Source organism: Sulfurimonas sp. HSL-1656, assembly GCF_039645585.1.
Classification (GTDB): domain Bacteria; phylum Campylobacterota; class Campylobacteria; order Campylobacterales; family Sulfurimonadaceae; genus Thiomicrolovo; species Thiomicrolovo subterrani.
Map to the genome: position 1 here is coordinate 1,167,925 of NZ_CP147915.1, position 24,264 is coordinate 1,192,188.

22 protein-coding genes and 1 riboswitch are annotated in these 24,264 nt (G+C 59.2%); of the genes, 12 read left to right on the plus strand and 10 right to left on the minus strand.

Annotated features, from left to right (window positions below; translation table 11 throughout):
* Window positions 1-15 precede the first annotated feature (15 nt).
* Both ppk2 and WCX49_RS05980 read left to right on the plus strand, forming a co-directional pair.
* Window positions 16-831, plus strand: a complete 816-nt coding sequence (gene ppk2, locus WCX49_RS05975; RefSeq protein WP_345986670.1) for a polyphosphate kinase 2 — start codon at window positions 16-18, stop codon at window positions 829-831.
* Window positions 828-1,874: a peptidase M42 gene (locus WCX49_RS05980; RefSeq protein ID WP_345986671.1), complete on the plus strand. Its 1,047-nt coding sequence runs from the start codon at window positions 828-830 to the stop codon at window positions 1,872-1,874. The genes ppk2 and WCX49_RS05980 overlap by 4 nt, the downstream gene beginning before the upstream one ends.
* 61 nt (window positions 1,875-1,935) lie before the next feature.
* On the opposite strand, the gene WCX49_RS05985 is transcribed toward WCX49_RS05980, so the two are convergent.
* From WCX49_RS05985 to WCX49_RS06000, 4 genes are read right to left on the minus strand one after another with little or no spacing between them, the layout of a single operon-like run.
* On the minus strand, window positions 1,936-2,979 hold the full coding sequence (locus WCX49_RS05985; protein ID WP_345986672.1) for a succinylglutamate desuccinylase/aspartoacylase family protein: 1,044 nt from the start codon (window positions 2,977-2,979) through the stop codon (window positions 1,936-1,938).
* Between the two features lie 11 nt (window positions 2,980-2,990).
* Window positions 2,991-3,902, minus strand: a complete 912-nt coding sequence (gene rimK, locus WCX49_RS05990; RefSeq protein WP_345986673.1) for a 30S ribosomal protein S6--L-glutamate ligase — start codon at window positions 3,900-3,902, stop codon at window positions 2,991-2,993.
* On the minus strand, window positions 3,899-4,339 hold the full coding sequence (locus WCX49_RS05995; protein ID WP_345986674.1) for a RimK/LysX family protein: 441 nt from the start codon (window positions 4,337-4,339) through the stop codon (window positions 3,899-3,901). The genes rimK and WCX49_RS05995 overlap by 4 nt, the downstream gene beginning before the upstream one ends.
* A gap of 41 nt (window positions 4,340-4,380) precedes the next feature.
* Window positions 4,381-6,033: a Na/Pi symporter gene (locus WCX49_RS06000; protein ID WP_345986675.1), complete on the minus strand. Its 1,653-nt coding sequence runs from the start codon at window positions 6,031-6,033 to the stop codon at window positions 4,381-4,383.
* Between the two features lie 130 nt (window positions 6,034-6,163).
* Here WCX49_RS06000 and WCX49_RS06005 point away from each other — a divergent pair, with 130 nt between their 5' ends.
* Window positions 6,164-7,348, plus strand: coding sequence for a saccharopine dehydrogenase family protein (locus tag WCX49_RS06005; RefSeq protein ID WP_345986676.1), 1,185 nt, complete (start codon window positions 6,164-6,166; stop codon window positions 7,346-7,348).
* On the opposite strand, the gene WCX49_RS06010 is transcribed toward WCX49_RS06005, so the two are convergent.
* On the minus strand, window positions 7,290-8,273 hold the full coding sequence (locus tag WCX49_RS06010) for a glucosaminidase domain-containing protein (RefSeq protein ID WP_345986677.1): 984 nt from the start codon (window positions 8,271-8,273) through the stop codon (window positions 7,290-7,292). The two genes, WCX49_RS06005 and WCX49_RS06010, sit on opposite strands and share 59 nt — an antisense overlap.
* A 28-nt stretch (window positions 8,274-8,301) precedes the next feature.
* On the opposite strand from WCX49_RS06010, the gene nspC reads away from it, so the two are divergent.
* Window positions 8,302-9,438, plus strand: a complete 1,137-nt coding sequence (gene nspC, locus WCX49_RS06015) for a carboxynorspermidine decarboxylase (protein ID WP_345986678.1) — start codon at window positions 8,302-8,304, stop codon at window positions 9,436-9,438.
* 18 nt (window positions 9,439-9,456) lie between these two features.
* On the opposite strand, the gene WCX49_RS06020 is transcribed toward nspC, so the two are convergent.
* The 5 genes from WCX49_RS06020 to WCX49_RS06040 all read right to left on the minus strand — a co-directional run bounded on the left by WCX49_RS06020 (window position 9,457) and on the right by WCX49_RS06040 (window position 14,238).
* A complete protein-coding gene (locus WCX49_RS06020) occupies window positions 9,457-10,698 on the minus strand; it encodes an HD domain-containing phosphohydrolase (RefSeq protein ID WP_345986679.1) in 1,242 nt (413 codons plus the stop codon).
* Window positions 10,699-10,766: 68 nt separating this feature from the next.
* Window positions 10,767-12,158: a Do family serine endopeptidase gene (locus WCX49_RS06025; protein WP_345986680.1), complete on the minus strand. Its 1,392-nt coding sequence runs from the start codon at window positions 12,156-12,158 to the stop codon at window positions 10,767-10,769.
* 68 nt (window positions 12,159-12,226) lie between these two features.
* Window positions 12,227-12,433: a hypothetical protein gene (locus tag WCX49_RS06030; RefSeq protein WP_345986681.1), complete on the minus strand. Its 207-nt coding sequence runs from the start codon at window positions 12,431-12,433 to the stop codon at window positions 12,227-12,229.
* Between the two features lie 69 nt (window positions 12,434-12,502).
* Window positions 12,503-13,459, minus strand: coding sequence for a 4-hydroxythreonine-4-phosphate dehydrogenase (gene pdxA / locus WCX49_RS06035; protein WP_345986682.1), 957 nt, complete (start codon window positions 13,457-13,459; stop codon window positions 12,503-12,505).
* The gene (locus WCX49_RS06040; protein ID WP_345986793.1) at window positions 13,456-14,238 is read right to left on the minus strand and encodes a pyridoxine 5'-phosphate synthase; all 783 of its coding nucleotides are present in this window, start codon (window positions 14,236-14,238) and stop codon (window positions 13,456-13,458) included. Before WCX49_RS06040 ends, pdxA begins: the two co-directional genes overlap by 4 nt.
* A gap of 247 nt (window positions 14,239-14,485) precedes the next feature.
* A riboswitch (guanidine-I (ykkC/yxkD leader) is annotated at window positions 14,486-14,584 on the plus strand.
* A 47-nt stretch (window positions 14,585-14,631) separates the two neighbouring features.
* Between WCX49_RS06040 and WCX49_RS06045 the strand changes: the two genes are divergently transcribed.
* From WCX49_RS06045 to uca, 8 genes are all read left to right on the plus strand, one after another.
* A complete protein-coding gene (locus WCX49_RS06045; protein ID WP_345986683.1) occupies window positions 14,632-15,702 on the plus strand; it encodes a putative urea ABC transporter substrate-binding protein in 1,071 nt (356 codons plus the stop codon).
* A 9-nt stretch (window positions 15,703-15,711) separates the two neighbouring features.
* Window positions 15,712-16,536, plus strand: coding sequence for an ABC transporter permease subunit (locus WCX49_RS06050; protein ID WP_345986684.1), 825 nt, complete (start codon window positions 15,712-15,714; stop codon window positions 16,534-16,536).
* Complete coding sequence (locus WCX49_RS06055) at window positions 16,533-17,297, plus strand: ABC transporter ATP-binding protein (protein ID WP_345986685.1); 765 nt, start codon at window positions 16,533-16,535, stop codon at window positions 17,295-17,297. The genes WCX49_RS06050 and WCX49_RS06055 overlap by 4 nt, the downstream gene beginning before the upstream one ends.
* 93 nt (window positions 17,298-17,390) lie before the next feature.
* A complete protein-coding gene (locus tag WCX49_RS06060) occupies window positions 17,391-18,128 on the plus strand; it encodes an urea amidolyase associated protein UAAP1 (RefSeq protein WP_345986686.1) in 738 nt (245 codons plus the stop codon).
* 10 nt (window positions 18,129-18,138) lie between these two features.
* Window positions 18,139-18,759, plus strand: coding sequence for an urea amidolyase associated protein UAAP2 (locus WCX49_RS06065; RefSeq protein ID WP_345986687.1), 621 nt, complete (start codon window positions 18,139-18,141; stop codon window positions 18,757-18,759).
* A 4-nt stretch (window positions 18,760-18,763) separates the two neighbouring features.
* Window positions 18,764-19,777 (plus strand): fatty acid desaturase, encoded by a 1,014-nt coding sequence (locus WCX49_RS06070; protein WP_345986688.1) that lies wholly within the window; start codon window positions 18,764-18,766, stop codon window positions 19,775-19,777.
* 10 nt (window positions 19,778-19,787) lie between these two features.
* Window positions 19,788-20,570, plus strand: coding sequence for an N-acyl homoserine lactonase family protein (locus WCX49_RS06075; RefSeq protein WP_345986689.1), 783 nt, complete (start codon window positions 19,788-19,790; stop codon window positions 20,568-20,570).
* 89 nt (window positions 20,571-20,659) lie between these two features.
* Complete coding sequence (gene uca, locus WCX49_RS06080) at window positions 20,660-24,262, plus strand: urea carboxylase (protein WP_345986690.1); 3,603 nt, start codon at window positions 20,660-20,662, stop codon at window positions 24,260-24,262.
* Window positions 24,263-24,264: the final 2 nt, after the last annotated feature.

Sequence of the window (24,264 nt, forward strand, 5' to 3'; positions counted from 1 at the left end):
GGGACGGACGGTACGATGAAGACATACGGCCTGACACTGGAGCAGCAGGACGAAGCGCTGCGCATCCACGCGGAGAACCTGGCGCTTGCACCCTACCAGGCGGAGCTGATCAAGCTGCAGCAGCATATCGAGCGCAACCGTCTGAAAATGATGGTTCTTTTCGAAGGGCGCGATGCTGCGGGCAAGGGGACGACGATCGGAAGTGTGAGCCGGTTTATGAACCCGAAGCACTACCGCATCGTCGCACTCGGAAAGCCGACGGAGGAGGAGCGCTCCCAGTGGTATTTCCAGCGCTACATCAAACACTTCCCCCATTTCGGCGAACTGGTGCTTTTTGACCGCAGCTGGTACAACCGGGCGATGGTCGAACCGGTCTTCGGCTTCTGCACGCCGCGCGAACACGCGCTTTTTCTCAAACACGTCGTCCCGTTTGAACAGGCGCTGACGGAAGAGGGGATGCTTCTCGTCAAACTCTATTTCAGCGTGAGCAAGCAGAAGCAGGCCATGCGTTTCGAACAGCGCCGGAGCGACCCGCTGCGCCGCTGGAAACTCAGCGAGATCGATATGCAGGCGCAGAGCATGTGGGACCAGTTTACGCAGATGAAATACCAGATGCTGACGGTCACGGACCACGCGGCAGCGCCCTGGTACGTTATCCGCTCCAGCGACAAGCACAAGGCGAGGATCGAGACGATGAAGCTGCTGCTGCGTCAGGTCGAGTATGAAGGGCGCGACGACAGCCTTGTGTTCGCGCCGGATCCGAAAGTCTGCTTCTCCGGGCGGCAGGAGCTGATGCTCATGGAACAGCACGGCAAGGGACACAGCTCATGACCGGGGCTGGTTTCGGCGAGTTTCTCGACACGCTCAAGTACCTTGTCCGCCGCCCCTCCGTCGTCGGTGCGGAACACCCGTTTTTCCTGACCCTCAAACGCGAACTTGATGAACTGGGAATCGAAACGACGCTGTATGAAGGGGTGCTTTTTGCCCGCGGCCGGCGGCCCGAATCGGGAGCGCTGTCGGCGCATATCGACCGCCACGGCCTTATCTGCACGGGCCCGAACGAGTTCCAGTACGCGGCGTTTCTGACCCAGAACCGTGCCGACCTGAGCGGCAACTCCGTGGCCGAGCAGACGATGAACACGATCTCGGAACGTTTCGCCGGGCAGGCAGTCCAGGCGTATGAACCCTGGTCCGGCACCTACATCGGGCTGGGCAATATCGAGAAGGCCTATATCTGCCCGCGGCGCAACAACCTGATCTTTGAAGTGAAGGGGCTGGAGTACCTCATGCCGGGAACGCCGGTCGCGTACGTCGATTCGCTGCGGATCAATGAAGGGATGCTCTCCGCCCAGCTCGACAACGTCATCAGCGCGGCACTGATCCTGCATCTCTACCGCAGCGGGTACGAGGGAACGGCCTTTTTTACCGCGCAGGAGGAGGCGGGGAAAAGCTGGCGTTTCGTGCTGGAGTGGTACCGCCGTTTCGACGGGGCGACGGACAGGCTCCTGGTGCTCGATACGAGCCCTTTCCCCGACCGTGCGGCAGCCGATGCACAGGACCTCGTCCTGCGCTACCGGGATGCGAACGCCGCTTTCAACCAAACCTTTACGGAGGAGATAGCCGGACGCTGCGACCGGCTCGGGATCCGATACGGCTTCAAAGACCGCTATATCGCGGCGCAGAACGCCCATCTTGCCACGGGAGGGTCGGCAGCGTCGCTGGGAAGTACGGAGATGGGGCGTCTCGCCGCAGAGGGAACCCTCCAGGGCACGACGCTGCAGCTGCCGACGACGGGCTACCATACCGTCTCCGAAACGGTACGGACGGAGTCGGTCAAAAAGATGCTGCAGCTGCTCGCGGACCTCTATCTGTAAAAACCTGTTACGGTGTCAGGTGCAAGGGGCACTGGGATGCACCTGCCGACCGGACAACGGACTAGATAAGCGGCGGGTCCTGAAGCAGGGAGGGCATCGCCTCCCCGACGCTGCTTTCATCCAGGGCTTCGAGGGCCTCCAGGTGGGAGATGGTGTGCTCTTTCTCTTTCGTGGCGATATGGAAAATCGCATCCCCTTCGTAGACCAGCGGCGTCTCCAGACGGCCGATGACAATCCCGTCGAATTCGGCATGGACCTCGATCACCTCCTGCTGCAGCGGTACATCGATCTGGGCCAGCAGATCACCCGCCTGCACAAAACTCCCCGGCCCCTTGAAACTCCGCATCAGCCCGCTTTGGGGTGAGCGGAGCCATTTGCTGCTGCTGACCGTGACGGTGGGCAGTGTTTTCGGCGTATAGGTGGATTTTGGCAGCATCCCCAGATGACGCATAACGTGGACGATCCCCTTGAGACCCGTACGGATGGAGAACTCGTCGTAGCGCAGCGCTTCACCCCCTTCGTAGAGCAGGATAGGCACCCCTTTTTCCACGGCGGCTTCGCGCAGGGAACCGTCGCGCAGTGCCGAGTGCATCAGGACCGGTGCCCGGAATGCTTCGGCCATCGCGAGGGTCTTTTCGTCGTCGAGATTGGCCCGGACCTGCGGAAAGTTCGAGCGGTGGACGGCACCGGTGTGCAGGTCGATGCCCGCGTCGGCCTTTTCGACGATCTCGTCCATGAAGATCTTGGCAACCCTGGAGGCGAGGCTCCCCTTCTGCATGCCGGGGAAAGAGCGGTTGAGATCGCGCCGGTCGGGAAGGTAGCGCGAGTGCTGGATCAGGCCGTAGGGGTTGACGACGGGGACGGCAATGAGGGTACCGCGGAGCTTGGCAAGCTGGGGCAGCTGCAGCAGGCGGCGGATGATCTCGATACCGTTGAGTTCGTCCCCGTGGACGGTCGCACTGACAAAGAGAGTCGGCCCTTTGCGTTTGCCCCGGACGACCTTGACGGGCATGTCGATCCGTTTCTCGGAGTAGAGGGAAGGCAGGGGGATCGGGATGACTTTGCGCTCCCCTTTGGCAACCGGCGTGCCTGCGATCTCGAACATGGCGCGCCCCTTTACATCGGCGAAAGCCTCGGCTTCTTGGCCCGGGGCTTGCTGCTGGCCTTTTCAAGGTGCTGGATGATAAGACCGGCGATATCTTTCCCGGACGCGGATTCGATGCCTTTGAGGCCCGGAGAGGAGTTGACCTCCATGATCAGCGGGCCGCGCTTGGAGCGGAGCATGTCCACCCCGCACACCTGCAGGCCCATCGCCTTGGCGGCGGCGACGGCGGTGGCGCGTTCGTCCGGTGTGATCTTGACCACCCTGGCGCTGCCGCCGCGGTGGAGGTTGGAGCGGAACTCGCCCTCGGGTCCCTGGCGCTTCATCGCGGCAACGACCTTGTCGCCGATGACGAGGCAGCGGATATCCGCGCCGCCGGCTTCTTTGATGAACTCCTGGACCATGATATTGGCATTGAGGCCCATAAACGCCTGGATGACGCTCTCGGCGGCTTTTTTCGTTTCAGCCAGGACGACGCCGATCCCCTGGGTGCCTTCGAGCAGCTTGATGACGACCGGGGCACCCCCGACCATGTCGAGAACGTCCTCGATATCGTCGGGGTTGCGGGCAAACCCGGTCACGGGCATGCCGACCCCTTTGCGGGCGAGCAGCTGCATCGAGCGGAGTTTGTCCCGGGCGCGGCTGATGGCGATGGAGTCGTTGAGCGATGTGAGCCCCATTACCTCGAACTGGCGCAGCACTGCCGTACCGTAGAAGGTGATCGAGGCTCCGATCCGGGGAATAACGGCATCGAACCCGAGCAGATCCTCGCCTTTGTAGTGCATCGACGGGCGGTCGGAGGTGATGTTCATGTAGCAGCGCAGCGTATCGATGACTTCGACTTCGTGCCCGCGCTCCAGGGCCGCTTCGGCGAGACGTCGCGTAGAGTAGAGGTTCTTGTTACGTGAAAGGATGGCGATTTTCATACGGTGGGCTCCCCGGCAAGATAAGAGGCGTCGGGATCGACGATAAAACGGTGCGACATGGCGCGGCGTCCCAAAAGCATACGGAAAGCCATCGTGTCGCGGTTGGTCAGGGTGATTTCGGCGGCGAAGGTCTCGCGGCCGATGCGCACCGGGGTCTGGATGACGTAACGCTCTTCGCGGTGTCCTCCCGAATCGGTGACGGTGCGCACGTCGAAGATCTCGGCTTCGCAATCGATGACGGTCTCCGTGTCGTTTTGGTTCGGGTGGAGCCCGAAACGCACCATCTGCCTGCCGTCCGCTTCAAAGGCTTCGACGTAAAAGGCGTGCAGGGCGGATGTCTTGGCCCCGGTGTCGACTTTGCATTTGATGGCGTCGACGCCCAATGCCGGCAGCGCGACCTTTTCGCGCCACCCGATAACCTGTTTATCCTGCTTCATCTGTTGTACTCTTTTTTAAAGATCAATCCTACCATTATAGGTTATGGTTGATTAAGAAGAGGCCCGGGGGGCAGGGCATTGCGCAGGGACTTCGTAAAGCTCTTCGCCAGGTGCAGCGCATTGATGGTGATCGTCGTCATCTCCGAAGGGATCGCGGGGTTCTTGGCGATGGATTCGATGACGTTCATGCTGTTCTTGTAGGAGTTCGCGACACGCTTGTAGGTCTCGTCAAGTACCTCCCGCTCCGCTTCAGCACCCTGGGCGACGGCGTGATAGGTCAGAACGCTTTTGAGGATCTGGTAGCGGAGGTCCTTGTAGAAGGACTGCTCTTCGGCGGACGCGGCGTCATAGAGGCGTTCGATGTCGTAGAGCATGTCCTTGATTGCCTTGGCTGCCGTTGCGAGGTAGGCGATCGTGTGCTGCAGGGTCAGCAGCTGTACCTGCTTCTCCTCCTCCGGACAGTAGGGGGAAAGCAGGATGATGTAACGGTAAATCTCCCCCTCATGGCGGCGGATATTGGCATAGAGACGGTCAAAGGCGATATCGAAATGTTTCTGCGGTGCTTCGAGAAGCTTATCGACGGAGAGGCCTGCCTCAAACGCCTTGGGCGGTGAGATGTCGATGGCAAGCAGGGCAAACTCTTCGACGCGTATTGAGAGGGCGTTTACCTCGTTTTTGAGTGCATCGATCGCCATGTCCGGGACGGTGACGGGGGCATTATGGATCCACTTGGTTACCTGCAGCGGTGTTTTTTTGAAAGTACGTAACAGCAGACGTTCAAGCAGCGGGATGAAAGGGTACCAAAGCACGACCCCGAGCAGATTGAAGAGGGTGTGGAAGAGGGCGATCTTGACGACCCCGTCCGCACCGGCGGCAAAGCGGTCAATGCCCCATATCATCGCGTCCATGAGCATCAGTGCGGCTGCCGCCGTCGAAATATTGAAAAGGACATGCGCCAGTGCGGTGCGTTTCTTGTCAGAGGTGCCGCCGAGCGCCCCGAGCATGGCGGTGACCGTGGTCCCGAGATTGGCGCCGATAACGAAAGCCGCAGCGGTAGGAAAGGCGATAATACCGGAATAAAGGGCACTCTGTACAATCGCAATGGCGGCGGAACTGGACTGGATCAGCCCAGTGAGGGCAAAACCGATCAGCACGAACCAGTAGGGGTGCCAGGTATTGAAGGCCGTAAGGTCGAAGGTGTCCGCAATACCTCCGAAACTCCCTTTCATCCCCTCCAGTCCCAGGAAAATCAGCCCGAAACCGACCATGACGCCGAAATGTTTTTTCCAGCGGCTGTCACTGCTGGCGAGCACGCCGCCAAGACCCCCGATGCCGATCATCAGGTACGAGAGCAGGCGGATGTCGAGTTTGAAACCCACGAGCGCAACGATCCAGGCTGTGACGGTGGTGCCCAGGTTTGCCCCGAAAACGACGGCGATCGCACCTCCAAGGCTCATCAATTGCGCCCCGACGAGCGAGAGGGCCATCAGCGTGACGACGGAGGAGCTCTGGAAGACAGCCGTCGCACCGAGGCCCGTCATCAGGCTTCGAAACGGTGTACCGGTCGCGCGCTGGACAATGCTTTTGAAGGCATGCCCGGCGGACTGGCGGATCTGGCTCTCGAGAAAAAGCATGCCGAAGAGGAAAAGCCCCAGCCCCGAGAACGCTTCCACCCACAGAACGAATGACGGCATACCGCTCCTTTCCTGCTCTTTCAAGACAGTATAGCAAGATTACCGTTCGGCGACAATCGGGCCATTTGCCGGGGCTGCTTAAACGGAATTAGGTTACTATTTGACGTGAATTTAATGACGAGGTAGAAGTATGGCTACTGTATTGATTATCGGGGCGGGCGGAGTCGGCCGCGTAGTGACGCATAAGTGTGTAATGAACAGTGAAACGTTTACGAAGATCGTACTGGCGAGCCGCAGACTGGAGAGCTGCAAAACGATAGCGGACGAGCTGCCTGCCGGCGCCGTCGAGATTGCGCAGGTTAATGCCGACAGCGTCGAAGAGACGGCGGCACTGATCAAAAAGGTCAAGGCGGATATCGTCATCAACGTGGCGCTTCCCTACCAGGATCTGGCCATTATGGACGCCTGTATCGAAACGGGCGTGGACTACCTGGATACGGCGAACTACGAACACCCGGACGAGGCGAAATTCGAGTATAAAGAGCAGTGGGCGCGCGACGCGGCATTCAAGCAGGCGGGCATCATGGGGCTCCTGGGCAGCGGGTTCGACCCGGGTGCGACCAACGTCTTCTGCGCCTACGCCCAGAAGCACTATTTCGACGAGATCCATACCATCGATATCCTCGACTGTAATGCCGGCGACCACGGCTACCCTTTTGCGACGAACTTCAACCCGGAGATCAACCTCCGCGAGGTAAGTGCGAAAGGACGCTACTGGGAAGCCGGCGAGTGGATCGAGACGGACCCGATGCAGATCCACTTTACCTGGGACTACCCCGAAGTCGGCCCCAAGGAGAGCTACCTGCTTTACCACGAAGAGATGGAGTCACTTGTAAAGCATATCAAAGGGCTCAAGCGTATCCGCTTCTTCATGACCTTCGGCGAGAGCTACCTGACGCATATGAAGTGTCTGGAGAACGTTGGGATGCTGGGCATTGAACCGGTGGAGCACCAGGGGCAGAAGATCGTACCGATCGAGTTTCTCCGTACTCTGCTGCCGGACCCGGCAAGCCTGGGGCCGCGCACCAAGGGCAAGACGAACATCGGTATCGTTGCCGAAGGCCTCAAAGACGGCAAAAAACGCAAGATATATATCTACCAGGTGAAAGACCACGAGGCGTGTTACGCCGAGGTGAAATCACAGGGCGTCTCCTACACGACGGGCGTGCCGGCGATGATCGGCGCAAAACTGATGCTGGAGAAAAAGTGGTATGCGCAGGGGGTCTGGAACATGGAACAGTTCGACCCGGATCCGTTTATGGACGAAATGAACGCGCAGGGCTTACCGTGGAAAGTCCAGGAGCTGGACGCGTAAGGTTCGCCTCCATCTCCTCTTCGCAGGGAACCGGCTCTTCCTCTTCGTCGGTTTCCACTTTGACCTCATTGAGCGCGAACATCTGCTGCTCGGCCGCTTTTTTCTTCGCCGCTTCTTCCATTTTCATTGCCACGTACTCCGGAATAATGTCGACCAGCGCGATCGGCGCATAGGAGGGCGTGTCGTACGTGTAGAGCTTGTTGGCTTTCATGACGTAGTAGAGACGGGCGACATATTCGTCGCGCAGCTCCGAGTAGCGGCGGAGGTGGCGCAGGAGCTCAAAGGGGTTGTCAGTCTGCGTGCGGGCGCGGCGCAGGCCGCTGTAGGCATACCCTTTGGCGATCATTCTGAAATAGCCTCGGATCGCATCGTCGAGGGAGGCGAATTTTTTGACATAGATCGTCTTGGTGCCGCGCTGTTCGGAGGCGGGGATCCGCGGTTCGTTCGGGTTGTATGACCAGATGCCGAAGACGTTGTTCGCCTCTTTGTAAAAGCGCGAGCTGCCCCATCCGGTCTCCAGGGCAGCCTGGGCAATGACGAGGCTCACGGGATGCGTATGCATACTGCGCAGCAGACAAGGGTAGCCGGCGACGTTATAGCGTTTCATCTGGCGCTGAAGCCATGCCTCCTCGTCGGCCGTGCGCGACCGTTTGCCGATCAATGCTTTGGCGCGGGTGTATTCGCCGTCCAGTTCGGCCTTGACGGCCTGGACCGCGGGAAGGATCTGCTTGATAAAACGGGCTTTGTTCGCACGTGCGCTCACTTTGGGCACCGTTTTGGGTCTGGGTTTCGCCGTGACCGGTTTGGTCGCCAGCGGAGCCTCTACGGATTCATTTTCGTCAGGGGAAGAGGTTATAATGTCGTAGAGTGAATAGAGGGTGAAGGCTAGCGCGATGGTCAGGACACCCAGAATGAATTTTTGCATGGGTGAAATTATACCGAAAAGTAACACGATGAAAAAATATTATGACGTTGAAACACCGGTTTATATTTGTGAGGAGGCGCGTCTCGAAGCGAACCTGAAACTGCTCGAACGCGTGCAGCGCGAAAGCGGCGCGAAGATCATCCTGGCGCTCAAGGGCTTTGCCATGTGGTCGACCTTTGACCTTGTCGGGCGCTACCTGCAGGGGTGTACGGCCAGCGGGCTGCATGAGGCGAAACTGGCGCGGGAGAAGATGAACAAGGAGGTCCATACCTACTCGCCGGCGTACATCGAACGCGACATCGACGAGATCGCGGCGATCTCTGACCATATCGTTTTCAACTCCCCGGCCCAGATCGAGCGCTTCTACGACCGGGTCAAAAGCGTCAACCCCGGCATCTCCGTCTCCCTGCGCGTCAACCCGGAGTACTCCTCTTCGCCGGTCGACCTCTACAACCCCTGCGGGCTTTTCAGCCGTCTGGGAACGACGGCGGCGAGCTTTGACGCGGCGCAGCTCGCAAAACTCGACGGCCTCAATTTCCATGCGCTGTGCGAGCAGAACGTCGATGCGCTCGAAGGGGTCCTCGAAGCTTTCGAAGCGAAGTTCGGCGCCTACATCGACGGGCTCGAGTACGTCAATTTCGGCGGGGGGCACCACATTACCCGCGCCGATTACGACGTGGACCGCCTTATCGAGGTGATCCGGGCCTTCCGCGAGCGCCATAACGGCATTACGGTCTACCTGGAACCCGGCGAAGCGGTCGGCTGGCAGACCGGGCCGCTGGTAGCGACCGTGCTCGACATCGTGCATAACGGGATGGATATCGCCATCCTCGACGTCTCGGCCGAAGCGCATATGCCCGATACGCTCGCCATGCCGTACCGCGCCGAGGTGCGCGGCGCCGCCGAGACCGGGGAAAAACCCCATACCTACCGTCTCGGCGGCAATACCTGCCTGGCGGGGGACATCATGGGGGACTACGCCTTTGACGCACCGCTGCAGGTCGGGGATCAGATCGTCTTCGAAGACCAGATCCACTACACCTTCGTCAAAAATACGACCTTCAACGGCGTGCAGCTCCCCTCACTGGCGATCCTGCGTCGAAACGGCGAGATGGAGATCGTCAAGCGGTTCGGGTACGAGACCTACCGCGACCGCCTCTCCTAAGCGGGTGATGCAGGGTGCCTAGAGCCTGCTGATATAGGGCTCGGCCTCTTTTTGCAACATGCGCTCAAGCTCCTCTTCGCTCCGGTTCAGTGTCTCGCGGTAGATCTCGGGGGCGATCCGTATGAACGCCGCGACGATCTCCGGGTCGAAGTGGGTGCCGGCATTGCTTTTGAGGTAGGCCAGGGACGCGTCGAGCGTCATGGGCTCTTTATAGGGGCGCCGTGAGCCCAGGGCGTCAAAGACGTCTGCCACGCTGAAGATGCGTGCTTCCAAAGGGATCGCACTGCCGCGCAGCCCCTTGGGGTAACCGCTGCCGTCATACTTTTCGTGGTGGCCGGCAATGACTCTCCCGGCTTTGGAAAGCCAGGTGACATGACGGACAATCTCCAGCCCTCGCTCCACATGGCTCTTCATGAGCTCAAACTCCTCCTCGCTCAACCGGCCCGGTTTTAAAAGAATATGGTCCGGGATGCCGATTTTGCCGATATCATGCAGATAGGCGCCGAGGATAATATTGGCAATATGCTTTTCACTGCAGCATTTCAGGGCCTCCGCGAGCCTCAGGGTATAGTACGTGACACGGTAACTGTGGCTTGAGGTCCCGCTGTCGCGTTGGGCCACGGCACTGCCGAGGGCGGAGACGGTACCGAAATAGCTGCGGATCAATTCACGGTTTTTCAGGCGTAGCTGCCGGTAGTAGAGAAGAATCATCGGGAAAAGTGCGAGGGCGAAAACCGCGCCGGTTACAAGGACGAGCCAAAGGGCATTTGTATAGTGCTCCCGCATCCGCCGGATACTATTGACGTCGACAGGGAAGAGGCCGCGGAACGCTCTGGTGACAGGGTTGCCGAAAGGATTTTTGATCTCGGCCGGACCCGTGGCGAAGCGAAGATAGGGGGTGCCTCCGTGTTCGACCAGCGACAGATCCTTCTTCCCTCTCCTCGGCAGGAGCGGCAGCGGGGTATCATCTTTCAGCGCAGTCCAACTTTCGGACCCAAAAGCGTGGAGCAGACGGCCCTTCCCGTCATAGGCCTCGAGGTAGGGGATCTGCATCTGTTGCAGCACTTCGCCCATCTCTTCACTGACCGTTTCGGACTCCTCCGTCGACAGGTGTACACGTACCTGCGTCATGACGTCTGCAAAGCGCTGATTGACATAATCTTCGAGGCGCGAATGGTGTTGCCGATACACGGCGGCGAGCATCAAAGCGATCACGATCAGATAGGCGACAGCGATACGCAGGGCGAATGAGAGGAGCATGGTTACCTCCCGGAAGGGTTTCTACCGTCTATTGTAACCAATTCGGCATAAGGAACCCGGAGGGCTCCCTAGGGAAGGGCGACGACGTAGATCTGGCCTTTGCGGTAGAGATAGATGCGCTTGAGCTTGCCCTCGGCGCTGCTGCGCGCTTTTTGCAGGGAGGTCAGATCGGTGACAGGGGTGTTCTCGAGCTGGACGATGATGTCGCCGGGACGGACCCCCTGCATGGCCGCATCGCTTTGGGCATCCACTTCGGTGACCAAAACCCCCTCGACGTTGTCGGGGATCCGCAGGCGGTAACGCTGCTGGGGGTCGAGATTCTGCAGACTGACCCCTTCTAAAATGGCATCGGAGTCGTTCGCGGCCTGCTCTCCCAGGTCGGTCAGGTTGACGGAGACCGTTTCGGTCTTGCCGTCGCGCTCATAGGTGACGTTGATGCGGCTGCCGGGGCGGTACATCCCGACCGTATTTTTGAGGTCGGCGGCACTGTTGATGCTGCGGCCGTCGATAGCGACAATAAGGTCACCGCGTTTGAGGCCCGCTTTCTCTGCCGGGGAGCCGGCAACGATATCGTTGAGCAGGGCACCGTTCTCGTGCGTGTAAAGAGACTGGAGCTCCTTCGTGAGGTCGCCGATACTGACGCCGAGATAGCCCCGCGTCACGCTGCCGTCCTCGATCAGTTTCTTGGCGATGCTCTTGACCATATCGACCTCGATGGCGAACCCGATCCCGTTGTTGCCGCCGCTTCGGGTAATGATGGCGGAGTTGATCCCGATCAGCGCTCCGCGGCTGTCAATCAGGGCGCCGCCCGAGTTACCGGGGTTGATGGAGGCATCCGTCTGGATGAAGTTCTCGTACTCGTTGATCCCGATGCCGTTTTTGTGCTGGGCGGAGACGATCCCCTGCGAGACGCTCAGGCCGACACCGAAGGGGTTGCCGATGGCAAAGACGATATCGCCGATTTTAAGTTCGGCGGAGCTGCCCATCCGGATCGGCGTGAGCCCCTCGGCCTCGATCCGGATCACGGCAATGTCGGATTTGGGGTCGCTCCCGACGAGCTTGGCGCGGTACTCCTTTTGGGAATCCGGCAGTTTGACCATAATGCTGTCGGCGTCTTCGACGACGTGGTTGTTCGTGACGATGTATCCGTCACTGGTGACGATGACGCCCGAACCGAGGCTCTGGCGGTGGGGATTGGGGTTGAATTTCCGGCCGAAAAACTGTTCAAAGAAGGGGTGCATCTGCTCCATGTATTTTTGCGACCGTATCTGTTTGGAGGAGATGTAGACGATGGAGTTTTTCGCCTTGTCGATGGCCGTACTGAAAGAGAGGACCGCATTGGGGGCATTGGGCATGACCCGTTCGCTCAGCGGGGGCATTTCGTCAAAGGTGACGGCCGCCGCCTGCAGGGACAGGAAGGCCGAAAGAATCGAACTGACAAGCATAAATCTTCTGGGCATCTATCATCCTTTGAATATAGAATTATCCCAGTATAAAACGTGCGGTTTAATCGCGTGTAAACGTCAGCCTATTCGTAACGGAAAAGGTCGGACTCGCTGTAGGTGGAGTCTTCGGAGATGTAGGCCCCGGGGTGGTCATTGAGTATCTTTTTCGCTTCCTGGGGACACGTACATTTTCCCAGAAGCTCCTCATACTCGACTGGTCCGCTCGAAAGCGTGACTTTTTTGCGCTGCTTGATAATATAGATATGTTGCGGGGGGTTGTCTTTTCCCATCGGTCGACCCTGATAGTTTTTATATGATTAAATTCTATTAAGAAAGTGTCAATAATATATCACAAATTGTTATGAATTGGAGACGGTGTTTTCCGAGAGCTGAAGGGCAGTGTCGACGGCATTGCGGTAGCTGTTCAGGCGCGCTTTTCCGCGGTAGGCGATGTCAAAAGCGGTTCCGTGGTCGACGGAGGTGCGGACGATGGGGAGGTTGAGAGAGATGTTGACGCTCTCGTCGAAATAGAGCGCTTTGAGAGGCGCCAGCCCCTGGTCGTGGTACATCGCCACGATATGGCGGTGCGCGGTGCGGAAGGTCGGTGTAAATGCCGCATCGGGCACGACCGGACCGAAGAAAGGGCGTCCGTCGCATTTGAACCCCTCGGCCTCCAGGGTATCGTTGGCGAGAATAATGGCCGCTTCGATCTCCCGCTCCTCGTCTCCGAGTACCCCGTTGTCGCCGGCATGGGGGTTGAGGCCCAGCACGGCGATATCATCAAAACCGGTCGCACGGTAGAGGTCGAGGAGGAAACGGGCGAGGGCGTTGCGTTCGATCTTTGCAGGGACCTCTTTGAGCGGAATGTGCTCGGTATAAAGCGCCACGTAGAGCTGGTGGCATCCCAGCATCATGATCGCCTCTTTGCCGAAATAGTCACGGAGCAGTTCGGTATGCCCCTTGTAGGCGATGCCCGCCTGCATCCACGCTTCCTTATGGATGGGGAGGGTGACAAGGGCATCGGTTTCGCCGGCTTCGGTGAGGGCGATCGCCTTCATAAAGGAGGCGTGGCTGTAGCGGCCTGCCTCCGGGGTGACGCAGCCGGGCTGGACGGCAATCGGCTGCTCCAGTGCGATCATGTCGAAATCGTCTGGGATGTGCATGCCCAGCAGCGATGCGGCCTGTTCCATCACCTCGGGGTCGACACAGTACAGCGGCAGGCAGTAGTCGGTGATCTGCGGGTGGGCCCGCAGGGCGATCTCGGGACCGACGCCGTTGGGGTCACCGATGCTGATGGCGAGGCGCGGCAGGCTCATCGGACAAGCAGCGCTTTCATGTCGCGGACGGCGGCACCGAGGCCCGTGAAGACGGAGCGCGCGACGATGCTCTGGCCGATGTTGAGCTCGACGATCTCCGCGATGGCGGTAATGGCATGCAGGTTGTGGTAGTTCAGGCCGTGGCCTGCCGCGACTTCCAGGCCGATGGCATGGGCATGTTCCGCGCTCTGGCGGAGCGCATCGACGGCGGCTTCAAGCCGCTGCTGCAGTTCATCGCGCGGCAGTTCAAGCTCGGGGATGCTGTGGCGCGTATAGGGCAGGGCGGTGTTCAGCATTGCAAAGAGGTTGGCATAGGTGCCGGTGTGCAGCTCCACCATCTCCGCTTCGAGTGCCTTGGACTGCTCCATGATATGCGCGGAGGGGTCGACGAAGAGCGAAACGGCGATGCCGGCGTCATGCAGCTGGTCGATCGCGTCGGAGACGGCGGTGCTCTGCCCGATGACATCCAGGCCGCCCTCTGTTGTCACCTCCTCGCGGTTTTCCGGGACGAGGGTGGCGCGGTGGGGGCGCAGCTCGCAGACGATGTCGATGATGGACTGGTTGATGGAACACTCCAGGTTGACCGGGAGCGGGGAGGATACGATGATCTTCTGGGCATCCTCGTCGTTGATATGGCGGCGGTCTTCGCGAAGGTGGATGGTGATCTGGTCTGCACCGTTCTGCGCACAGAGGGCCAGTGCCATCAGCGGATCGGGGTCGTTGATACGGCGCGCCTCGCGCAGGACGGCGATGTGGTCGATATTGACGCCGAGCTGAATCGGCCGGTGCTCCTGGGGCATGAAACTCCTTCTCTGCTCTTCATACATTCATCAAATTGTACCTGAAATACGAATAAAATCATTTAGAGGAGAAAGGGCGCGGTATGTGCCGCAATTGGGCACAAAAGTTGTTGCTGTTTTTAATGGTGATCATTTTTTAACCATTAAGTTGCTTGACGGGTTTGATAGAAATGTTATACTGACACCCAGAAAGCATGTCACGAGGTTGTCAAACCTCACCACTGTCATAATAGACGGCTAGGGTTCCGGCGGGTTACCGTGTCTGGTCCGAGAGCTGTCGACCTCTTGAGTAGGGGTTACACGGAGGGATAAAAGCCCGGGAGGTTTCAACCTCTTGGCGTGTTTATTCCATAACCTACTCAGGAGATTATTATGAAATCTATTTTCAAATCTACCTCAAAACTCTTAGTTGCCGCTACACTGGTCATGGGCTTCGGAGCCTCTTCGCTGATGGCGGAAGTCAAAGATAAGTTTCAGGTCTCCTGGACGATCTATGTCGGATGGATGCCGTGGGATTATGCCCAGCAAAAAGGGATCATCGACAAATGGGCCAAGAAATACGGCATCGAGATCGAAATGGTCCAGGTCAACGACTACATCGAATCAATCAACCAATATACTGCAGGAAAATTTGACGGCTGTCTGATGACAAACATGGACGCCCTTACCATCCCGGCTGCGGGCGGCGTCGACTCTACAGCGGTCATCATGGGTGACTACTCCAACGGGAACGACGGTATCCTCCTCAAAAACAAGAAAAACCTGACCGACATCAAAGGCCAGACGGTCAACCTTGTCGAACTCTCTGTCTCGCACTACCTGCTGGCACGTGCGCTTGAAACGGTCGGCATGAGCGAAAAAGACGTCAAGGTCCTCAACACTTCCGACGCCGACATGGTCGCGGCATGGGGGACGAAAGACGTGACTGCGATGACGACTTGGAACCCGCAGCTCAGCGAGATCATGGCCGGCAACAAAGACGCGAACCTCGTTTTCGACTCCAGCAAGACGCCGGGCGAGATCATCGACATGCTCGTCATCAACACCGAGACCCTTAAAGACAACCCGAAACTCGCCAAAGCGCTGACGGGTGCATGGTTCGAAGTCATGGCACTGATGAAGAAGGGCGATGAAGCGGCACTGACGTTCATGGCACAGGCTTCCGGTACGGACCTCGCAGGCTACAAAAGCCAACTTGACTCCACGATGATGTTCTATACGCCTTCCGACCTGCTTGCCTTTACGACCAGCGCGGAAATCCCGGCGACAATGAAAAAAGTCAGCGAATTCTCCTTTGAACACGGTATCCTCGGTGAAGGTGCCCCTGACGCCGAGTTTATCGGTATGGCGTTCCCGGGCGGTAAAACGTTCGGTGATCCGAAAAACATCAAGCTCCGCTTCGACGACACCTTTGTCAAAATGGCCGCCGAAGGGAAACTGTAAGGTCCTCTTATGAAACGATTAATGAACCTCAGACCGTCGAAGCAGTCCCTCTTTTTCCTGGGACTGCTGCCGTTCGTCCTGGTCGCGCTCCTCTACCTTGGGGCGTCGGAAGTCCGCCTGGCGGCCAATCCGGACGACAAACTGCTGCCCTCCATGAGCAGCTTTGCCGAGGCGATCGACCGCATGGCACTCACACCGAGCAAACGGACCGGCGAATACCTCTTCGTCGAGGATACGGTCTCTTCGCTCGAGCGCCTTGGTCTCGGGGTACTCATCAGTGCCGTGCTCGCACTGCTGATGGGGATCCCGCTGGGGTTCATTCCCTTCGTTCGTGCAGGACTTTCGCCCTTCGTCGCGGCCTTTTCCATGGTGCCGCCAATGGCTATTTTGCCCATCTTATTCATCATATTCGGCATGGGTGAGCTGGCTAAAGTAGCACTGATCGTCATCGGGGTGACCCCGCTGATCGTCCGCGACCTGCAGCAGCGGGTTATGGAGATCCCGGTCGAGCAGCTCATCAAGGCGCAGACCCTGGGCGGAACGTCGTGGAGCATCGTGCTGCGCGTCGTGCTGCCGCAGATCTTCCCGCGGCTGCTGGATGCGGTGCGTCTCACTATGGGGACGGCGTGGATCTTCCTGATCTCTGCCGAGGCGATTTCGGCCACGGAAGGGCTGGGGTACCGGATCTTCCTGGTACGCCGCTACCTGTCGATGGATGTGATCCTGCCGTATGTCGCCTGGATCACCTTCCTCGCCTTCTTATTTGATTACCTGCTCAAGCGGTTCACCTACAAGGTGTTCCCGTGGTACGACGCAGGGAAGGAGCAGTCATGAGCCTCGTCACCGTCAAGAACCTCTGGAAAGAGTACGGCGACAACGTCGTGCTGGAGAACATGAGCCTGAACATCGAAGCGGGCGAATTCTGTACGCTCGTCGGACCGTCGGGCTGCGGGAAAACAACTTTTCTGAAGATGCTGCTGGGGCAGGAAAACCCGACGCGCGGCACCTTCTTGCTCGAAGGGAAACCCTTCCCGGAAGAGCCGGGTGTCGACCGCGGGATCGTCTTCCAGCGCTACTCCGTGTTTTCGCACCTGAGCGTGCTCAAAAACGTCATGCTGGGGATCGAGTTTGAAAAAGCCCCGCTGATGGGCCGCCTTTTCGGTCAGGCACGCAAGGAGGCGGAAGCCGAAGCGATGGCGATGCTCGAAGCCGTCGGCCTCGGCGACGCGGCGCACAAGTACCCCAGCGAACTCTCCGGAGGGATGCAGCAGCGCCTCTCCATCGCGCAGTCTTTGGTCAAAAAACCGAAGATCCTGCTGCTGGACGAACCGTTCGGCGCCCTCGACCCGGGGATCCGTGCTGATATGCACGCGCTGATCCTCGACCTGTGGAAGAAGAACAACCTCACCGTCGTCATGGTCACCCATGACCTGCACGAGGGGTTCTACCTCGGCACGCGGCTGCTGGTCTTCGACAAAGTCCGCCACGACCCGCAGGCCCCCAACGCCTACGGCGCGCGAATCACCTACGACATCCCTGTCGGGGATACGCGCGACTCCGTGCTCAAAGAGATCGACCAGACCTTCAAGGTCTGAACCACTTTCGGAAGAGCATCTCTTCCCGTGCCGCAGGACGACCTGCGGCATCGCGACGTCCGGGACGGCCCGAAAAACTCTGAAGGAGATACAGTGATAACTGAACACGAAAACCTGAAACCAGAATCCATCATCCTCGACGAGGTGCTCCCGGGCGGTGCGCGCTGGTCGAAAATCATCAAACACGGTGACAAGCTGCGTATCACGACCAAGGACGGGCTGGGCACGCTCAGCGCGATGTTCTACAATGCCGACAACACCGCGGAGCGTTTCAACTCCGCCGACACGGTCAAACTTCAGCACAATGCCTACTTCTGCAAAGGGCGGGTCTTCTATTCCGAGCAGGGGCGTGTACTGCTCTCCATTACGGAAGATACGACTGACGGTCTCTTCGATGCTATCGGCGGCATCAGCAACCCGCGTATCGTCGCGAAAAACTTCGGTGAGGGTGACTTCGAACATATCCGCAACCGCTACTACAAAAGCGACCGTGAAAATTTCCTGGTCGAACTGGGCAAATACGGCATGGGCAAACGCGACATGATCCAGGCGATCAACTTCTTCAGAAGGGTCGACGTCAAAGAGGGCAACAAGCTGGCACTTTCCGAAAAACGGCCGCAGCCTTTGAGTTACATCGAGCTGCGTGCGGAGATGAACGTCCTGCTTGTGCTCTCCAACACGCCGCATGTTATGGAAACAGGAACATACAACCCCAGCGACGTCCAGCTGACGCTGTTCAAAGCGGCCCCGGTCACCGAAGATGATTACTGCATGAATTTCAGTATCCAGTCCAAACGTGCGTTCCAGAACAACGCACGCTATTTTGCCTGAGGAGCGCGTGATGAAAAGAGATATCGAAACTGCCGTTTACAACCATAAACTGCCGGCGGGCGTGCCGTGGAGCTACGTCGTGAAAAAAGGCCAGACGCTGCGTATCGTCGACCTCGAGGGGTGCCAGGCCGTCGACACGCTTTTCTACAATGCCAATGACCATGAAGAGCGCTACTCGGCCAACGATACGATCCGCGAGCAGGGGAGCATCTTCGTCACGACGGGTACCCAGTTGATCTCCACCGACGACAACGTCATGATGACGATCACCGACGACACCTGCGGCAACCACGACACCCTGGGCGGCCACTGCAGCGCGGAGAGCAATACCGTGCGCTACGGCCACAATACGAAGTACATGCACAGCTGCCGCGACAACTACCTGTTCGAGATCGGCGAGCGCGAGATGGACCCGCGCGACCTCACGAACAACATCAACTTCTTCATGAACGTGCCGATCGAGGAGAACGGGTTCCTGATCATCGTCGACGGGATCTCCAAGCCCGGTGACTATGTCGATATGAAAGCGGAGATGGACACGCTGGTGCTGATCTCCAACTGCCCGCAGCTCAACAACCCGTGCAACGCCTTCAACCCGACGCCGATTCAGCTGATCGTCTGGGACGACTAAGACGATGAAAAAGACGACACGGCTTCTGCGCTTCGAAGATGCATGGCTGCCGAACCTGGCGGCATGGGCCTATATGCTCGGCGCCTACGTGGGCGGTTTCGCCGCCATCATGGCCGACGCGCTGTGGCTCAACGCCGCCGGGGTGCTCCTGCTGGCACACGGTATGGTCATCGCTGCCTATTTCATCCACGAATGCGCCCACGATTCGCTCTTCAGGCTGCCGATCAACAACCACCGTTTCGGAGAGGTATTGCTCTGGATCTGCGGCGCGTCGTACAGTGATTACGAGGCGATACGGATGAAGCATGTCCGCCATCACCTGGACCGTGCCGATGTCGTCTCGTTCGATTTCCGCACCCGCCTGCCGCACTACCCGAAACTGCTCAAGACGATCCAGGTGCTGGAGTGGTTCTACATTCCCGCCCTCGAGATCATGATGCACGCCCTGGTTATCATTCTGCCGTTTGTCAAGGAGAGCCGCCGCCACCTGCGCCGCCGCGTCGTCACGGTACTCGTGCTGCGCATCGCTTTCTTTGCCGCACTGGCGTCGATTTCGCCGAAAGTGCTGCTGCTCTACCCGCTGGCGTACATGATCTTCCTGACGGTCATGCGTTTCATGGACGTGCACCAGCATACCTACGATGTGCATGAAACACTGGACTTTTCGCGCGAAGCGCAAGTGAAACAGTATGACCGCGCCTTCGAATCGCGCAACACCTATTCGAACCTGTTTTCAGAGAAGTACCCGTGGCTGAACCTGCTGGTCCTCAATTTCGCGTACCACAACGTCCACCACGATCAGCAGATCCAGCCGTGGTACCGGCTGCCGAAACTGCATGCGAAGCTCTACGGCGACGACAGGACGCAGGTCCTGATGTTCTCCGACCTGGCGCGCAGCTACCACCGCTACCGTGTCGCGCGGGTCCTCAACGGGGACCCGGCCGACCTTGATGTCAAGCATGACGGGGGGCGCTCCTTTATCGGGGTGGACGGCGTCTCGTTCCTGACGGCACACTGAAGGAGTCAACATGACCCAGGTAAAGAAGTTCTGGCCCATTCTCACCGGCACCCACCGCTACGAAAAAACCCTTTCGACACGGGGACATGGGCAGGGAATCATCATCACTGCTCCAATTTTAAGCTATTTGATCGAAACAGCCCACGGTCGGATACTGTATGATGTCGGCTGTGACTACTCCAAGATCGTTGACGACGTAAAACGCAAAAAGTTTTACGAGCACGAAGGCTTCCCTTTCGGGCCGCCGACGATGGAGGAGGAGCAGCGTCTTCCCAACCGCCTGGCCGAACTGGGATTGCAAGCGGAGGATATCGACGTCGTCTTCTGCGGCCACCTTCACTTTGACCATGCGGGCGGGGTGTGTGAGTTCTGTGGTGCCGAGGTGCACGTACACGAGAAAGAGCTCGAAGCGGCTAACGCGCTGGCGGACGAAGCCTACTTCAAAGAGGATTTCGACTGCCCGGTCAACTGGCGCGTCTACAAGGGAGAGTATGATCTCGTCCCCGGTGTGCGCGCCATCGAGACCCCCGGCCATACGGCTGGGCACATGTCGATGATGATCGAACTGCCCAAAGGGCCCCCGATCCTGCTTTGCGGCGATGCAGCCGACCTGCAGGAGAATCTCGAACAGGAGATCGTCCCGGGGCTTTGTTGGCAGGATCGTGAAGACATGGCGCTTGACAGTATCAAGAAACTCAAACACCTCGCAAAGGAGACGGGGGCCGAACTGTGGCCCAACCACGATATCAAGTTCTTCGAAAGCAAGAACCGCTTTCCGAACTTTTTTAACTGACGCCCTGGGGTGCGCAACCTCATCTGTGCTGGACGACCTGCACAGGTATCCGAACGGGACGGCCCGAAACCTGAACCTGAGGAAGAGCTATGTTTAAAAAAGTTTTGATTGCCAATCGTGGTGAGATCGCCTGCCGCGTTATCCGTACTCTCAAACAGATGGGAATCGGCTCCGTCGCCGTCTATACCGGTGCCGATACCGACTCCCTCCACGTCAGCCTTGCCGACGAAGCCTACTACATCGGTCACGGCGTTGCCAGCGAGAGCTACCTCGACGCTGCCAAGATCCTTGACATTGCGAAGCAGAGCGGCGCCGAAGCGGTCCACCCCGGTTACGGCTTCCTGAGCGAAAACGCGGCGTTTGCCAGCGCCTGCGAGGCGGCAGGGATCGCCTTCATCGGTCCGCGCACGGAGCATATGGAGAAGTTCGGTCTCAAGCATACGGCCCGTGCCCTGGCCGAGGCGAACAACGTCCCCCTCCTGCCGGGCTCCTCGCTGCTGGCCGACCTGGACGAAGCGAAAAGCGAAGCAGTGCGCATCGGTTACCCGGTCATGCTTAAAAGTACCGCCGGCGGCGGCGGGATCGGGATGCAGCTCTGTTTTGACGAAGCGCAGCTGCTGAGTGCTTACGACTCCGTCAAGCGCCTCAGCGAAAACAACTTCTCCGACGGCGGGATGTTCCTGGAAAAATACGTCGCACATGCGCGCCACATCGAAGTACAGGTCTTCGGGGACGGCGAGGGCTTCGTCGCGACGCTGGGCGACCGTGACTGTTCCGTCCAGCGCCGCAACCAGAAGGTGATCGAGGAGACCCCGGCCCCCGGGATTTCCGACGAAACGCGCCAGGCCCTCTACAAGGCAGCGCAAGAGCTGACGGCCTCCGTATCCTACCGTTCCGCCGGGACGGTCGAGTTCGTCTACGACACCGACAGCGGCGAGTTCTACTTCCTCGAGGTCAACACCCGCCTGCAGGTCGAGCACGGTATTACCGAAGAGGTGACCGGCGTCGACCTCGTCGAGTGGATGATCCGCACGGCTGCAGGCGAGAACCCGGCGCTCTACGACTACGCCCATAACCCGCAGGGCCACTCCATCCAGGTTCGCGTCTACGCCGAAGACCCGATGAAGAACTTCCAGCCCAGCTCCGGCGTGCTGACGAACGTCGCCTTCGCCGAAGGGATCCGCTGCGACACCTTCATTGAAACAGGGCTCGAAGTCTCCTCCTTCTACGACCCGATGATCGCCAAGCTCATCGTCAAGGGCAACGACCGCAGCGATGCGCTTGCCAAGATCGCCAGCGCCATCGCGCAGACCCGCATCGACGGGATTGAGACGAACCTGCGCTACCTCGGGGCCATCGTCGCCTCCGAGGTCTTTGAACAGGGCAAACAGACGACGAAGTACCTTGACGGCTTCACTTTCACACCGAAAAGTATCGACGTTTTGCGCCCGGGAACCCAGACGGCGATCCAGGACTATCCGGGCCGCAGCGGTTACTGGGATATCGGCGTTCCGCCTTCCGGCCCCTTTGACGGATTCAGTTTCCGCTACGCCAACCGCCTGGTCGGCAACAGCGAAGCGGCGGCGGGCCTGGAGATCGCCATTGCCGGGCCGACCCTGCGTTTCAACACCGACAGCGTCGTCGCGCTCTGCGGTGCGCAGATCGACGCCTACCTGGACAACGAACCGGTAGGCATGAACGAAGCGCTGACGGTCAAGGCCGGCAGCGTCCTCAAACTGAAAAAAGTCCAGAACGAGGGCTTCAGAACCTACCTGGCCGTGCGCGGCGGATTCGACGTGCCCGAGTACCTCGGCAGCCGCTCGACCTTTACCCTCGGGCAGTTCGGCGGTCATGCCGGACGTACCCTCGTGCCCGGTGACGTCCTGCACATCGACACGATGACCGAAGGCGACGCGGCCGTAGTCCCGGCCGAGCCGCGCCACGGTTATGAGAACCGCTGGGAGATCGGCGTCCTCTACGGGCCGCACGGTGCCCCGGATTTCTTCACCGACGACGATATCGAGACCTTCTTTGCAACGGAGTGGGAGATCCACTACAACTCCAACCGCACCGGCGTGCGCCTGATCGGTCCCAAACCGCAGTGGGCGCGTACGGACGGCGGCGAAGCGGGACTGCACCCCTCCAACATCCATGACAACGCCTACGCCATCGGCGCCGTCGACTTTACCGGTGACATGCCGGTCATCCTCGGCCCCGACGGTCCGAGCCTCGGCGGTTTCGTCTGCCCGGTGACGATCGTCAGCGCCGAACTCTGGAAGATGGGGCAGCTGCGTGCGGGCGACAAGGTGAAGTTCGTTCCGGTCGAACACGACACGGCGATGGCGATGCTCAAAGCGCAGGAGGAAGCGATTGCAACGCTCTCCACCTACGACGAGCGCGCTTTCCTTGCACCGAAACCGATCGGTTCGCCGATCCTCTTCGCCGACGAAGCGAAGGGCGACCTGCCGGCGATGGTTATCCGCCAGTCCGGCGACGCGAACCTCCTCGTCGAGTACGGCGAGATGCAGCTGGACATCGAGCTGCGTTTCCGCGCCCACGTGCTGATGGAGGCGATGAAAGAGGAGGCCTTCGAGGGGGTCACCGATATCACCCCGGGTATCCGCTCGCTGCAGGTGCATTTTGACCCGAAGGTCTGCGACCGCGCGGCGCTCATTGAACGCCTCAAGGAGATCGAGCTGACCCTGCCGTCCATCGACGACATCGAGGTGCCGGCGCGTGTCGTACACCTGCCGCTCTCCTGGGACGACGAGTCGACCCGCGTCGCCATCGACAAGTACATGAAGACGGTCCGTCCCGACGCGCCGTGGTGTCCTTCGAACATCGAGTTCATCCGCCGTATCAATGGCCTGGACTCCATCGACGAGGTCAAGAAGATCGTCTTCGGCGCCAACTACCTCGTCATGGGGCTTGGCGACGTCTACCTCGGTGCCCCCGTCGCCACACCGCTCGACCCGCGTCACCGCCTGGTCACGACCAAGTACAACCCGGCGCGTACCTGGACCCCGGAGAACGCCGTCGGCATCGGCGGTGCGTACATGTGTGTCTACGGGATGGAAGGCCCAGGCGGCTACCAGTTCGTCGGCCGTACGGTACAGATGTGGAACCGCCACCGCCAGACGGCAGATTTCAAAGAGGGCAAACCGTGGTTGCTGCGCTTCTTTGACCAGATCAAGTTCTACGAAGTGAGCGCCGAAGCGCTGCACAAGATGCGCGAGGATTTCCCCCGCGGCCGCATGAAGCTCGAAGTCGAAGAGACGACCTTCAGCCTCAAGGCATACAAAACATTCCTGAGCGAGAACGAGGCGAGCATCAAAGCCTTTAAAACGACGCAGCAGGCCGCCTTCGACGAAGAGCGCGCCATGTGGGAACGCACGGGTCTGGCAAACTTCACCTCTGAGAGCGGCGAAGTGAAAGCGGAGACGATGGAAGTCATCGAGCTGGGCGAACACGACGAAGCGGTCGAGTCCCCGGTACAGGGTAGCCTCTGGAAGGTGATGGCGAAGCTCGGCGACACGGTCGAGGAGGGCGAAGTGCTCGCCATCGCCGAATCGATGAAGATGGAAGTCGACATCGAGGCCCCCGAAGCGGGCAAGATCGTCAAGGTGCTCTGCCATGAGGGCGAGAGCGTCCACGCGGGCAAGATGCTCTTCGTCATCGAACCGCAGGCGTAGGA